General features: G+C 53.9%; 14 protein-coding genes and 1 other annotated feature (1 of these 15 running past the window's edge). Of the genes, 1 reads left to right on the forward strand and 13 read right to left on the reverse strand.

Annotated elements, in window-relative coordinates:
- Positions 1–80: a binding site (T-box leader), on the reverse strand (it extends 187 nt beyond the left edge of the window).
- 22 nt (positions 81–102) lie between these two features.
- From ilvE to ETC05_RS04800, 11 genes are all read right to left on the reverse strand, one after another.
- Complete coding sequence (gene ilvE, locus ETC05_RS04750) at positions 103–1,002, reverse strand: branched-chain-amino-acid transaminase (RefSeq protein WP_031407874.1); 900 nt, start codon at positions 1,000–1,002, stop codon at positions 103–105.
- 519 nt (positions 1,003–1,521) lie between these two features.
- Complete coding sequence (locus tag ETC05_RS04755) at positions 1,522–2,028, reverse strand: metallophosphoesterase family protein (protein ID WP_031407873.1); 507 nt, start codon at positions 2,026–2,028, stop codon at positions 1,522–1,524.
- Positions 2,025–2,639, reverse strand: a complete 615-nt coding sequence (locus tag ETC05_RS04760; protein WP_031407871.1) for an XTP/dITP diphosphatase — start codon at positions 2,637–2,639, stop codon at positions 2,025–2,027. The genes ETC05_RS04755 and ETC05_RS04760 overlap by 4 nt, the downstream gene beginning before the upstream one ends.
- Positions 2,636–3,412: a ribonuclease PH gene (gene rph / locus ETC05_RS04765; protein WP_031407869.1), complete on the reverse strand. Its 777-nt coding sequence runs from the start codon at positions 3,410–3,412 to the stop codon at positions 2,636–2,638. Before rph ends, ETC05_RS04760 begins: the two co-directional genes overlap by 4 nt.
- A 376-nt stretch (positions 3,413–3,788) precedes the next feature.
- Positions 3,789–4,862 carry a GerMN domain-containing protein gene (locus ETC05_RS04770; RefSeq protein WP_031407867.1) on the reverse strand — a complete coding sequence of 358 codons (1,074 nt, stop codon included), beginning with the start codon at positions 4,860–4,862 and terminating at the stop codon, positions 3,789–3,791.
- Between the two features lie 103 nt (positions 4,863–4,965).
- Positions 4,966–5,760 carry a glutamate racemase gene (racE, locus tag ETC05_RS04775; RefSeq protein ID WP_031407865.1) on the reverse strand — a complete coding sequence of 265 codons (795 nt, stop codon included), beginning with the start codon at positions 5,758–5,760 and terminating at the stop codon, positions 4,966–4,968.
- A gap of 9 nt (positions 5,761–5,769) precedes the next feature.
- Positions 5,770–6,213: a MarR family winged helix-turn-helix transcriptional regulator gene (locus tag ETC05_RS04780; RefSeq protein WP_031407864.1), complete on the reverse strand. Its 444-nt coding sequence runs from the start codon at positions 6,211–6,213 to the stop codon at positions 5,770–5,772.
- A 209-nt stretch (positions 6,214–6,422) separates the two neighbouring features.
- On the reverse strand, positions 6,423–6,647 hold the full coding sequence (locus ETC05_RS04785; RefSeq protein ID WP_008881129.1) for a helix-turn-helix domain-containing protein: 225 nt from the start codon (positions 6,645–6,647) through the stop codon (positions 6,423–6,425).
- A 233-nt stretch (positions 6,648–6,880) separates the two neighbouring features.
- Positions 6,881–7,642, reverse strand: a complete 762-nt coding sequence (sdhB, locus tag ETC05_RS04790) for a succinate dehydrogenase iron-sulfur subunit (RefSeq protein WP_011232145.1) — start codon at positions 7,640–7,642, stop codon at positions 6,881–6,883.
- 1 nt (position 7,643) lies between these two features.
- Positions 7,644–9,401 (reverse strand): succinate dehydrogenase flavoprotein subunit, encoded by a 1,758-nt coding sequence (gene sdhA / locus ETC05_RS04795; protein WP_011232146.1) that lies wholly within the window; start codon positions 9,399–9,401, stop codon positions 7,644–7,646.
- A gap of 169 nt (positions 9,402–9,570) precedes the next feature.
- Entirely contained in the window at positions 9,571–10,179 is a 609-nt protein-coding gene (locus ETC05_RS04800) for a succinate dehydrogenase cytochrome b558 subunit (protein ID WP_013144567.1), read from the reverse strand.
- Between the two features lie 318 nt (positions 10,180–10,497).
- On the opposite strand from ETC05_RS04800, the gene ETC05_RS04805 reads away from it, so the two are divergent.
- A complete protein-coding gene (locus ETC05_RS04805; RefSeq protein WP_171660475.1) occupies positions 10,498–10,950 on the forward strand; it encodes a YslB family protein in 453 nt (150 codons plus the stop codon).
- A 73-nt stretch (positions 10,951–11,023) separates the two neighbouring features.
- On the opposite strand, the gene uvrC is transcribed toward ETC05_RS04805, so the two are convergent.
- Both uvrC and ETC05_RS04815 read right to left on the reverse strand, forming a co-directional pair.
- On the reverse strand, positions 11,024–12,796 hold the full coding sequence (uvrC, locus tag ETC05_RS04810) for an excinuclease ABC subunit UvrC (protein ID WP_171660476.1): 1,773 nt from the start codon (positions 12,794–12,796) through the stop codon (positions 11,024–11,026).
- A 6-nt stretch (positions 12,797–12,802) separates the two neighbouring features.
- A complete protein-coding gene (locus ETC05_RS04815) occupies positions 12,803–14,248 on the reverse strand; it encodes a nucleoporin-interacting protein (RefSeq protein ID WP_171660477.1) in 1,446 nt (481 codons plus the stop codon).
- Between the last annotated feature and the right edge of the window lie 16 nt (positions 14,249–14,264).

Below are 14,264 nucleotides of genomic sequence, written 5' to 3' on the forward strand. Positions count from 1 at the left end.
CAACATCACCGGTTCGCAGCTCCCCCGGCTCTCTGTGGATGTTGGCCCCGCTGACTACTTATCCTCGTCAACGCTTTTTCGCTATCCACTTGTCATGGACGATCAACCGACATTGGCGTTCGTCGGATACACTTTCACTCCTTCGACGACCACGCGGCGGCGGAACTCTTCAAGCAACCGCTTTGTATGCGGACCCGGCGCCCCGTCGCCGATCGTCCGGCCGTCGACTTTAATGACGGAAATGACTTCGGCCGCCGTCCCTGTCAAAAACACTTCATCCGCGACATACACATCATGGCGGGTGAACGGCTCCTCTTTCACCGTATAGCCGAGATCCCCAGCGATTTCGATGATCGCTTGGCGCGTGATGCCTTCAAGCGCCCCAACATACCCAGGCGGCGTATAAATGACGCCGTTTTTGATGATGAACACATTGTCTCCCGAACCTTCCGCGACATAGCCTTGATCGTTTAAGATGAGCGCTTCGCTCACATTCGCCAAATGGGCCTCAATTTTGACCAGCACGTTGTTTAAATAGTTGAGCGATTTGACTTTCGGACTCAACACATCGGAGCGGTTGCGGCGCGTCGCCACTGTCACCACTTCGATGCCGGTTTCATATAAATGTTTTGGAAAGAGTGCGAGCGGTTCGACGATAATGACGACCTGCGGCGTTTTGCATTTGTACGGATCCAGCCCTAAATCGCCGACCCCGCGCGAGACGACTAAGCGAATGTACGCATCTTGATAGCCGTTGCGGCGGATCGTTTCGAGCACGTGGCCAATCATTTCGTCCTTTGTATATGGAATGTCAAGCAAAATCGATTTCGCTGAATTGTACAGCCGATCGATATGCTCTTCAAGACGAAATACGTTGCCGCTGTAGACGCGGATGCCCTCAAACACTCCATCGCCGTACAAAAACCCATGGTCATACACAGAAATTTTGGCGTTTTCTTTCGTGACAAATTCCCCGTTTAAAAAGATCCATTGTTCGCCCACTTCGGTTCCCCTCTTCCTTGATCAGTCAGCAGTTGCTTTGAACGGCTCGATCATCGTGTTGAGTCGTTTCTCTTATTTGAAAATTATAATAATCCGAAACCTTTGCGCCGTCAATAACGTTTTTTGAAAATTCGGATTGGTCAAACTATTTGAATGCGCTTACATTGTGATAGAATCAAGGTTTTGCCGATATAAAAAAATTTTTTCTTTCTTTGCCGTCTCATAGAAAACGCCCTTGAGCGCAGTTCGCTCCTCATTCGATATGAACATAACGGGCTCAAGGCGCGCTCATTTTTCTGATAGAAAAGATCAGATCCGTAAGCAACGTTCGCTTCTCACTCGGACATGAAAATGGCGAATCAAAACGATGCGCCTTTTTCCACTTCATCTCCCCAAAACGAAAAAAGGCGGCCCAAACACGGGCCCCCTTTCCAAACACGCTATATGACACTTCCATTTTGAAAGCGAACCTATTGAAGCGGCCTTGCTTACCGTGAAAAAGCCGGCGGTTTTGCCGGCTTAGATAGAAAACGTTCGTTCCATTTTGAGAATAGGCTGCCCATCCACTTCATAAAACTGGACGTGCGCCCGTCCGCTGTCGACCGTCAGCACCGCGTACGTTTTTTCTTTTCTTCCCCGGGGCAAGGCGATGCTGCCGGGATTGATGAACAGCAACCCATCGATTTGTTCAGCACCGGCCAAATGCGAGTGGCCGAAACAAATGACATGTGCCCCTGTTTCTTGCGCGCGATAGGATAAACGCAAAAGCGACGTTTTCACCCCATATAAATGGCCGTGGGTGACAAAAAACCGAACGCCGCCTACCTCTTCGATGCGCTCGGCAGGAAACGCGGCGAAATCGCAATTGCCGCGCACGACGGCAAATGGGGCGATCTCGTCTGCCCCCACCTCCAGCTCCGAGTCGCCGCAATGGATAAACAAATCCGCTTCATGGCGATGGCGTTCAACAATGCGGCGAAGTTCGGCCGTCAACCCATGGCTGTCGCTCACAATGACCGCCTTCATTCCGTCCGCCCCTTTCCACCGACGATCTCCTCCCACTGCTCATCGAGCTTCGCCAGCGCCTTGGCGCGATGGCTAATTTGATTTTTTTCCTCCGGCGCGAGCTCCGCCATTGTTTTTCCTCGTTCTGGAAGATAAAAAATCGGATCATAACCGAAGCCGCCTTCCCCCCGCGGCGCTTCGGCGATATAACCATCGCATGTCGCTTCAACGACGGCGGTAGGCCGCCCTGGGATTGCGACCGCGAGCGCGCAATGAAAGCGGGCTGTGCGCCGCCCCATTGGCACTCCGTCAAGCTCGCGAAGCAACTTGGCTATGTTGCGTGCATCGTTTTTATCTTCGCCGGCGTAACGGGCCGAATGGACGCCCGGCCGGCCGCCGAGCGCATCGACCACGAGCCCGGAATCATCAGCGATCACCGGCCGCTTTAGACACCGCGACGCTGTTTCTGCTTTGAGCACTGCATTTTCTGCAAAGGTGTTCCCCGTTTCTTCGATATCCGGGACGTCTGGAAAATCAAGCAGCGATTTCACGCGGATGCCTCGCTTGGCGAACAAAGCGGCGAATTCGCGCGCTTTGCCGGCGTTTTTGGTCGCAATGACGATCTCCTTCACTCTCCCTCTCCCTCTCTGTACGCTTCGTTCTGCCCGCCACCGATCTGCGCTGCCCACTCACCCAACGCGCGGCGCTGAAGCGCAATGAGCTGTATGATTCCCGCTTGCGCCGCTTCCAACAATTCGTCAAGCTCGGCGCGCGAAAAAGACGCTTCCTCTCCAGTCCCCTGAATTTCGACGAATTGACCGCTTCCCGTCATGACGACGTTCATATCGACTTTCGCCCGCGCATCCTCGATGTAATTCAAATCGAGAACGACCCCATGTTCCGGATCGATGCCGACCGATGTCGCGGCAAGGAAATCGCGAACCGGAAGCGTCTCGAGCCTCCCTTCTTCGACCAGTTTCGCAAGCGCCAACACGAGCGCGACATACGCACCAGTGATTGACGCCGTCCGCGTTCCGCCATCCGCCTGAATGACATCGCAATCAATCCAAACGGTCCGCTCGCCCAGCCGCTCGAGATCCACCACCGAGCGAAGCGCGCGGCCGATCAAGCGCTGAATTTCCATCGTCCGCCCTGAAACTTTCCCTTTGCTCGCCTCCCTCGCATTCCGCTGCTCTGTCGCCCGCGGCAGCATCCCATATTCGGCCGTAATCCATCCTTTGCCGCCGCCGCGCATAAACGACGGCACTTTCTCTTCGACCGTCGCCGTGCAAATGACTTTCGTATCACCGATTTCAATGAGCACTGAGCCTTCCGCGTGTTTCATATAATGCGGGTGTATATGTACAGGGCGCAGCTCGCGGTTGCTTCGTCCGTCCATTCTCATCAGCTGGATCCTCCTTTTCCATCTTCCATTCATCTCCATACGCTGACACGTTGCATACCGCCCGGCTGAAAAAAGAAAGAGGCGGAATTGTTCCACCTCTTTGTTATACCATAACAGCCTATTCGTTTCCAGCTTGCCAAGCGTCAACCAGGCGAACCGCCCGCCACCTGCGCTTGGCGGAGAGGGGCAGGCTTCAAGCAGCTTGTATGTGTTCGTTGAACGGCAAGCCACACACCAAAACCCTTTCGCTTCCCTTCGTTGCGAAGGCGTCCGTTCTAACCATATATGATCTCCGATTGGTTGGCTATCACCAACCGAAAATTCATCTCCCACTTTCACTCCGCCTTCGAAGTGGAAGACTTCTTTCGGAACTATGTTAAAACGTTCCGGTATTGACGTTTTGCGGCCGGGCAACCGGCTTGGTGAGCGGCTTGCCATCCTCTGTAACGAGATTGGCTTTTCCGTTGACTGTAATCGCCACGCTTTCGACTCCCTTTTGCTCAGTGAGCGACAAAACGAGGGAATTCAACACGACGTCGGAAATGACGTTTTTCTTGTTGCTGCCATAAATGCCTTCGTTAAAGTTGAGCGTCACTTTGCCATCCTCATATTTCGGGGCATCGACAAGCTTCGCGTCCGGCTGAAAGACACCGACAAGCCCGCTTCCTTGTTCCGGCCCTTGAATCAGTTCGTTGACGGCCGCGGCAATATCATCTTTCTCCTTGTTGGACACACGCCGCGTCACCGGCACATAGTATGTGTTGTTCCCTTGTTGGGCGACAAAATAAACGGTGACCGGATGCGTATTCGTAATGTCTGGCACACCGCTCGCTTCCATATTGATGCCATCGGCGCGGCTCACCCCGTCTTGAATCGGTGTTTTATTGACCGGCATCACGTTTTGATCGTAGCCGTTGATGCGGATTTTGACGCGCTTGATATTGTCAAATTGCGTCAATGTCCACGTAATCGCCTGCAAAATTCGTTTTTCGTCCTCCGGCTTATAGTTTTTAAACTCCGGTGAAAAGTCGGCGATCAATGTTCCATCTTTTTCTAATTTTGTACCAAGCACCGTTGTGCCTGCCGGAATGACGGCGCGGAAGCCGTTCGGCAACATTTCTGACACAGGTCCGTCTTCAACCAAATATTCGAGTACTTGTTTCGCCACGGCCTGCGTTTTCGGCAATTCTACTGTTTGCGGCACGACAAAGCCGTTTTTGTCAATTAAATACAGCTCTCTTTTCACCGTCTCGGTGGCCTTCGCTTTCTCTTTTCCTTCCTTTTGGCTTTCCGTCGTTTCCTGAAGCGCTTGGCCGTCTTTGACATAACTCGTCTCTTGCGGCGGATCGATCTCCTTCACCGCCTCATCTCGCCCAAACAAGCCGCAACCGCCAAGCAACAACAGCGAGGCGAGCAGCGGCGCCGCCCATATGTGAGTCGTCCGATTCATTGACGTTCCCTCCTACTCGTAGTTTGTACTACTATGTATACGAGCCGTTTGCCAAAATAGAATAAAAAAATCCTTTAGCGCATGGACGCTAAAGGATTTTTGCTTACAGCCGAATCGCCTCAACCGTGCCGATCGGCTTGCCAAACCACTTCCCGGAAATCTTTTCAAACAGCTCTTTCGGCCCAGTCGTGAAAAACAAATGCTCCGGTTCGCGCTCACCGGTGTAAAGGAGCTGGCTGTGATGCAAAATCGCGCTCACTTCACGAGCTGTCTCACCGCCTGAGCAAATGAGCTTCACGCGTTTGCCCATATACGTGCGAATGAGCGGCGCGAGCAACGGATAATGCGTGCAGCCTAAAATCAGCACATCGATCGGCAGCGGGCGGAGCGGAGCGAGCGATTCGGCGACGATCGCCATCGCCTCCTGCCCTTCAAAGTCGCCGCTTTCCACCAGCGGAACGAACTTCGGACAGGCCAAACTCTCGACTTGGACGCGCGGATTGATCGATTGAAGCGCCTTTTCATACGCCCGGCTTCGGATCGTGCCAATCGTGCCGATGACGCCGATGTGCCCGTGCCTGGTCGCTTTCAGGGCGGCGCGAGCGCCGGGATGAATGACGCCAAGCACAGGAATGTCCAGCTTCGCTCGCACATCGTCAAGCGCGACCGCCGTGGCGGTGTTGCAGGCGATAACAAGCATTTTCAACGGATATTGCCGCAAGTAATCGATCATTTGCCACGTAAATCGACGGACTTCTTCCACCGGCCGCGGCCCGTATGGGCAACGCGCGGTGTCTCCTAAGTAAATAATTTGTTCTTTCGGCAGCTGCCTCATAATTTCTTTGGCGACGGTCAAACCGCCGACTCCTGAGTCAATGACACCAATTGCTCTTTCCAAGTGATCGCCTCATTCTTTCGTCATTTCTTGATGCAATTTGCGCAAACAACGCTCAAAGACGACGATTTCCTCGTCTGAAAAGCTTTCCAGCACACTGGCTAGATCGCGCTGGCGTTTCTCAATCACTTCTTCGATAATGCGCTCCCCTTTTTCAAGCAAGTGGATGCGGACGACGCGGCGGTCGTGTTCGTCGCGGACTCTGGCGACAAGTCCATTCCGCTCCATGCGGTCGACCAAGTCGGTCGTTGTGCTGCACGCCAAATACATTTTGTTCGATAACTCGCCGACCGTCAAGTCCCCTTCTTCAAGCAGCCATTGCAAAGCGACAAACTGCGGGGGCGTGATCGGATAGTTGGTTAAAATTTCACGGCCGCGCTGTTTCAAATTGGCGGCGATATAGCGAAGCAATTTTTCTAACTCAGCAACCGTTCTTTCATTCATCGCAGACGGCATACCATCTCTCCTTGATCGTTTCCGCGGCCAGCCTCAAACGGCGGCTTGCGTCGACAGCTATTCTTACTTTTCATTTTACAACACCGGCAAAGATAATCAACATAAAAAATGCGGCGGCTGCCGCGGACGAAGGCCGGACGGGCGCCAAGCCTCGTCCGGCCGCAAGGGAACATAACAGCCGGCTGTCCAACAAGGAAAGCCGGCATCGTTTATAGTTCAAGTTCGCCCATTCGAAGCAATTCGATGACAGCTTGCGAGCGCCCCTTGACCCCAAGCTTTTGCATCGCATTCGAAATATGGTTGCGAACTGTTTTCTCGCTGATAAACAGCTCTTTGGCGATCTCTTTCGTCGTCTTGTCTTGCACGAGCAATTCGAAGACTTCTTTTTCTCTTTTTGTCAAAAGCGGCTTCGATTGAAACGATTTGTCCTTCAACGGTTGTAACCCTCCTTGCTCTCAATGGGCCCGAACTGCCGGATGGGTATTTCCTCGCCATATCGTATGTGAGAGCAAGAACGGCGGTGACGAAAATTTGCTTATCTAATAGAAAAATGGGTCTTTTTTCTTCATCTTTCGGTTCGCCGGAGACGGTTAGCTTCCGCTTGTCCAGCAAAACAAAAAAATCCCCCTCATGTCTATTTCGAATGAAGGGGATTTTGATTCCGCCGCTACACTTCGTCGCTGCCAAAGAAATCGCGGAACATTTGAATCGTCGTTTCGCGGTTTAACGCCGCAATCGATGTCGTCAACGGAATGCCTTTCGGGCACGATTGCACGCAGTTTTGCGAGTTGCCGCAGTTGGCCAGTCCGCCGTCGCCCATAATCGCCCGCAACCGTTCCGCTTTATGCATCGCCCCGGTCGGATGGGCGTTAAAGAGCCGCACTTGCGACAGCGGAGCCGGGCCAATAAAGTTCGACTTGCTGTTGACGTTCGGACACGCTTCGAGGCAGACGCCGCACGTCATGCATTTTGACAGCTCGTACGCCCATTGCCGCTTCCGCTCCGGCATGCGCGGCCCCGGACCCAAGTCGTACGTTCCGTCGATCGGAATCCAAGCTTTCACTCGCTTCAACGCATCAAACATCCGGCTTCGATCGATGACCAAATCGCGGATGACCGGGAACGTGCGCATCGGCTCAAGACGGATCGGCTGCTCGAGCTTGTCAATGAGCGCGGCGCACGCCTGGCGCGGCTTGCCGTTAATCACCATCGAACAGGCTCCGCACACTTCTTCCAAACAGTTCATTTCCCAAGCGACCGGCGTCGTTTTTTCCCCTTTGGCGTTGACCGGATTGCGGCGGATCTCCATGAGCGCCGAGATGACGTTCATGTTCGGGCGATACGGAATCACAAACTCTTCTTCATACGGCGCAGAATCCGGACGATCTTGGCGCGTAATGATCAAACGAACCGTTTTGTTCTCGCTCATCTTACTTCACTTCCTCTTTCTTTTTGCTGTAATCGCGCTTGCGCGGTTTAATCAACGAGACGTCAACATCTTCATAATGGAACGCCGGACCGTCTGGCGTGTAGCGAGCCATCGTCGTTTTCAGCCACTCTTCGTCATTGCGCTCCGGAAACTCCGGCTTATAATGCGCCCCACGGCTTTCATTGCGATGGTAAGCGCCAAGCGTAATGACGCGGGCGAGCTGCAACATGTTGTACAGCTGACGGATAAACGTCGCTCCTTGGTTGCTCCATCTCGACGTATCGGTGACGCTGATGTTTTTGTAACGCTCCATCAGCTCCTGAATTTTTTCATCCGTCTTCAACAGCCGGTCGTTGTAGCGGACGATCGTCACGTTCGCCGTCATCCATTCACCGAGCTCTTTATGCAGCACATAGGCGTTTTCAGTGCCGTCCATCGCCAAAATGTTTTCCCACTTTTCTTGCTCTCGTTTCACATAGCTGTCGTACAGCGTCGACGGCATTGCATCCGCCGATTTCTCAAGACCGCGGATGTAGCGAACGGCGTTCGGACCAGCGACCATTCCGCCGTAAATCGCCGATAGCAGCGAGTTCGCCCCGAGGCGGTTCGCCCCATGAATGGAATAATCGCACTCGCCGGCGGCGAACAGCCCTTTGATGTTCGTCATTTGATCATAATCGACCCATAAGCCGCCCATCGAGTAGTGAACGGCCGGGAACACCTTCATCGGCACTTTGCGCGGGTCTTCGCCCATGAACTTCTCGTAAATTTCGATAATGCCGCCGAGCTTGACATCCAACTCTTTCGGATCTTTATGCGACAAATCCAAATACACCATGTTCTCGCCGTTGATGCCGAGCTTCAAATCGACGCACACATGGAAAATTTCCCGAGCCGCGATGTCGCGCGGCACCAAGTTTCCGTAAGCCGGATATTTTTCCTCAAGGAAGTACCACGGTTTCCCGTCTTTATATGTCCAAATGCGTCCGCCTTCCCCGCGCGCCGATTCGCTCATAAGGCGGAGCTTGTCATCGCCTGGAATGGCCGTCGGGTGGATTTGGATGAACTCGCCGTTCGCGTAGTAAACGCCTTGCTGATAAGCGATCGAAGCCGCGGAACCGGTGTTGATCACCGAGTTCGTCGATTTCCCGAAAATGATCCCCGGGCCGCCGGTCGCCAAAATGACGGCATCGGCTGGAAACGCTTTGATTTCCATGGATCGCAGATCTTGTGCGACGATGCCGCGGCAAATTTGCTCGTCATCCAAAACGACGCCTAAAAACTCCCAATGTTCGTACTTCGTGACGAGCCCGGCCACTTCATGGCGGCGCACTTGTTCGTCAAGCGCATACAAAATTTGCTGGCCAGTCGTCGCCCCCGCATAGGCGGTCCGGTGGTGCTGCGTCCCCCCGAAACGGCGGAAGTCAAGCAATCCCTCCGGCGTCCGATTGAACATGACGCCCATCCGATCGAGCATGTAAATGATCCCCGGCGCCGCTTCACACATCGCTTTGACCGGAGGCTGATTCGCCAAGAAGTCCCCGCCATAGACGGTATCGTCAAAATGCTCCCACGGAGAGTCGCCTTCTCCTTTTGTATTGACCGCTCCGTTGATGCCGCCTTGGGCACAGACAGAGTGAGAACGCTTTACCGGAACGAGCGAAAACAGTTCGACAGGCACTCCTGCTTCAGCGATTTTAATCGTGGCCATCAAACCGGCCAACCCGCCGCCAACAACGATGATTTTTCCTTTTTTCATAGCTACTCACTCCCTAATAGATTGCTGCTTTTGCTTGCATGCCGCACGTTTTGCCTTGCCGTCCCGCCATCGACCAAGCGATCGTTCGGCGAACGGCTAGGGCGCGATCCGTCACGAGCCAACGCAGCGGTTCATCGTCGAATCATTCCCCAGGAATGGAATGGTTGTCTCACGCAAACGCCAAAATGGCGCGAATGCCGACAATGGAAAGCGCGACGAAAATGATCATCGTAATGTACGTAAATACTTGCTGCGAACGAGGGGACACCGTCAACCCCCAGCTGACGCAGAACGACCATAAGCCGTTGGCGAAGTGAAAGACCGTGGACAAAATTCCAACAATATAAAATCCAAGCATAAACGGATTGTCGACAATGTTGGCCATCATGTCGTAGTTCACTTCGGCGCCGAATGCGGCTTGCACCCGCGTCTCGTACACGTGCCAGACGACAAAAATCAATGTAATGATGCCGGTGATCCGCTGAAGCATAAACATCCAGTTGCGGAAATAGCCGTACTGGCGGGTGTTGAATTTCGCTGTAAACGCGATATAAATGCCGTATACAGCGTGGAACAGCAATGGGAGAAAAATAACAAAAATTTCAAGAAAATAGCGGAACGGCAAGTTTTCCATAAACGCCGCCGCCCGGTTAAACGCTTCCGGCCCACGCGTCGCAAAATGATTGACGACCAAGTGCTGCACTAAAAAGATGCCGACGGGAACAACCCCCAGCAGCGAATGGAGCCGGCGATAGTAAAACTCGCGATTCCCTGCCATTATGTAAACCCCCTTCAATGGAATAAAAAATATGCCCCTCTCGCTCGCCATGCAGAAACGGAAACGCCTTCCATTCCCTTATTCGCTTTGTCACATTCATTGTACTCCCACATTGTACAAGCGTCAAGAAAACACTGCCACAAAATGTTCAAACATTCTCATAGTTGCGCCGACATCGAAAAAACGTATGAGCAACGTGTGTTCTCTACCCAAGCATGAAAACGGCGGCTTCGGGCGCATGCATTTTTGCGCAAAAGAGGATGCACGGCGAGGGCAATTCCGCTATAATGGGAAAATGGAAAGAAAGAGGGGGACATAATGAAACAGCCATCATTAGAGGATCAGTATCAAGCGTTTAGCGCGATCACGCAGTCCGCCTTCGGGACGGAGCTGCTTCGCCATTCGCTTCTTCCTGAGCTGCTTGGCAAAGACGCCGCTTCACTGCTGTACTGGGCCGGCAAACAGTTGGCGCGGCGCTATCCGCTCAACACGCTCGACGATGTCGCCCTGTTTTTTGAACGAGCGGGATGGGGAGCTTTGTCGGTTGGCGAAGAGCGGAACGACGAACTATCTGTCGAGTTGTCAGGCCCCATCATCGCCGCCCGCTTTTCCTTGTACGGCAGCTGCTCGTTCCAGCTTGAGGCTGGATTTCTCGCCCAGCAAATCGAACATCAAAAGCGGTTCGTCACCGAAGCGGTCGAGCTGCCGCCAAAGCGGGATGGCAAAGCGCGCATTTTAGTGAAATGGGATCGGAAGCAGGGGGTCGATTGACAAAGGGCTTCGGCGGCAGCTGATGAATAAAGCCGAAGGGCGCCCCGAAAGACGAAGGGCGCCCTTTTGTCCGCTATTCATGCAGCTTTTCGTAGATTTTCTCCGCCACCGCCCGCGGAATGTTCGCCCGCTGCAGCTCCTCCACCGTCGCCTCTTTCATCTTTTTCACCGAGCCGAAATAATTCAAAAGCGCTTGTTTCCGCCTTTCCCCAACACCTGGGATGTCATCCAGCACGGAATGAAGCATCGTTTTCTGCCGCGTCTTTCGGTGGAAGGCAATCGCAAACCGGTGCACCTCATCTTGGATGCGTTGCAATAGATAAAACTCTTGGCTTTGCCGGTCAAGCGGCACGACCGCCGGCGGGTCGCCGGCCAAAAGCTCCGATGTGCGATGTTTTTCGTCCTTCGCCAATCCGACAAGTGGCACGTCAAGGCCGAGCTCGTTTTCGAGCACATCGCGCACCGCCGACAAGTGGCCCTTGCCGCCGTCGATGATGATCAAATCAGGGAGCGGCAATCCTTCTTTCAACACGCGCGTATAGCGGCGGCGCACGACTTCGCGCATCGTTTCATAATCGTTCGGGCCTGCAACCGTCTTTACCTTGTATTTCCGATATTCTTTTTTCGCCGGCTTGCCGTCCAGGAACACGACGAGCGCCGAGACCGGATCAGCTCCGTATATGTTTGAGTTATCGAACGCCTCGATGCGGCGCGGCGTCGGAATGCCGAGACGCTCTCCGAGACGCTCGATGGCTTTGATCGTCCGTTCTTCGTCCCGCTCGATGAAATAAAATTTTTCTTTCAGAGCAATGGCCGCGTTTTTGCTTGCCAGCTCAACAAGCTCTTTTTTCTTCCCTTTTTTCGGCTGGATGACGGCAACGCCGAGCAGCTCGCGGGCGAGCTCGCCGTCGATGTCGGACGGGAGGACGACTTCTTTTGGCTTCAAATGATGCGCTTTCGCATAAAACTGGCCTAAAAACGTAAGCATTTCCTCATCCGGGTCCTGATAGAGCGGAAAGATCGACACGTCGCGCTCGATCAACTTCCCTTGGCGGAGGAAAAACACTTGTACGCACATCCAGCCTTTGTCGTACGCATATCCGAATACATCGCGGTCAATGAAGTCATTGAGCACCATTTTTTGCTTTTCCATCGTCATCTCAATCGCCGCGATTTGATCGCGGTATTCCTTCGCTCGTTCAAACTCGAGCGCTTCCGCCGCCTCGTACATTTTCTCCGCGAGCTCCCGCTTGACCTCTTCGTATCCGCCGTTTAAAAAGCGGACGATTTGCTCCACCATCGCCTTGTTCTGCTCGTCTGACACCGGATGAACGCACGGGGCCAGGCATTGGCCCATATGGTAATACAAACAGGCGCGCGCCGGCATCGTCGAACATTTACGGAGCGGATATAAGCGGTCGAGCAGCTTTTTTGTTTCGTTCGCCGCCTGCACGTTCGGATAGGGGCCGAAGTATTTGCCGCCGTCTTTTTTTACTTTGCGGGTGATCAATAGGCGCGGATGTTTTTCCGCAGTGATTTTAATAAACGGATAGCTTTTGTCATCCTTCAGCATGACGTTGTATTTCGGATCATGCTTTTTGATCAAATTCATCTCTAAAATGAGCGCTTCAGCGTTTGACGAAGTGACGATGTATTCGAAATCGGCGATTTCCTCCACGAGCCGCTGCGTCTTGCCGTCATGCGTCCCGGTAAAATAGGAGCGGACGCGCGTTTTCAGCGATTTCGCTTTGCCGACGTAAATGACCGTTCCGTGTTTGTCTTTCATTAAATAGCAGCCCGGCTGCTCCGGCAGCACAGCCAGTTTTTCTTTCAGCCGCTCGTTCATTGGCCATCACCTCACTGCTCCATCCACCCATTCGTACAGCGTAATCGTCCCATACACTGGATCGGCAAGCAAACTGGAACGATACGTTTTCACTTTGCGCACATGGCGGGAAACATCGATCCCTTGGGCCTTGAACCCTTCGATAACGTGATTGGTCATATAGATCGCAGCATGGCGGTAGTTTTCTTTGTCTTGCAAAAAAAAGGAAAAATGGAGCACCTCTTTATGCGGAAACGGCACGCGCAAATAATCAAACACGCGCGTCTCTTCCCACGTATATACCACAAACGGTTGCCGTTTGTCACGCAAATCATCGGCCAGCTGATACACCGCCGGCGGCGTCACCACTTGCTCGCGCAGCTGCCCGATGCCGACGGCCGCCTGCAGCAGCACAGCCGCTGCCGCCAACGCTGCCCCCCATGGCCGCGGCGAGGCAAAAAAGCGGCCCCACACATAAAACAGTGTAAAATGAATCAACGGAAGAAGGTGGCGCGGTTTTTCAATGTTTTGCGCCAATAGCGCCCAGACGGCATACAGCAGGGCGGAAACGACAAGTGCGCGCGGCAGTCGAAACCGCCCGGCGCGCCAGGCGATGGCGCCGATTGCCGCATAGGCGGCCAGCAGCCAAGCGTTTTGGCAGGCGATTCCTGTCCAAAGAAAGTTGTCGATCAAAAACCGTTGCACCCGCTCGGAAAACGGAAGCGGGCTCGCTGCCGCCGTTCCGCCCCAATCGCTGAAATGGCCGTGGACAAACGCCCAGCCGAGCTGAAAAAACGAGAAAAGGCCGCCCTCTGTGCGCGCCGCCGCCGCCACCCAAATCAACTGAAACAACGCAGCCGCCAAAACGGAGGCCGCCACCCGGCCAAAGCGGCGATGCCTGTTCCAGTCTTCATGCCAAAGGAACAAAAGCGCGGCGCCAAACGGAGCATACGACAGGCGAATGCCCATGAGCACGCTGAAGAAAGCGGCCGGCAACAGTTGCGCCTTCCATGTCTTCTGTCGGTGCGCCCGCTCCACCGCCCACATGTACCACCAAAGCACGCCGAGCGCCGCACCGTCAGACATCGGTCGGGCGGAGGCAAGAAGCACATAGCTTGAAGAAAGCACCGAAAGCGCCGCCCATAACGCCGCTGGACGCGGCATATGCCGAGCAAGCAGCAAAACGATGGGAAAGGCGGCGGAAAACAACACGAGCACATTCAAGATCGAAAGCGCTTTGGCCGGATTGGCAATGAAAGCGTGCACCGCCATGCCCCCGAGGACGAAATACGGATAGCCTGGGAAATGCGGCTGCATGGCTAACACGTCATAGCGCTCAAGCGCCAAGGAAAAATCGACTTCATCCCATGTGGCCGCATACGGGCTCGCCCAATACAAACAGGCGCCAACCAACAAAGCGGCCGTTCCGACACCAAAGCCAATCCAAAAGCGGTCGCCGAACCGTTTGTTCACCGTGTTCCCCTCCAAA

The sequence above is a fragment of the Geobacillus sp. BMUD genome (assembly GCF_013096845.1).
GTDB classification, from domain to species: Bacteria; Bacillota; Bacilli; order Bacillales; family Anoxybacillaceae; genus Geobacillus; species Geobacillus vulcani.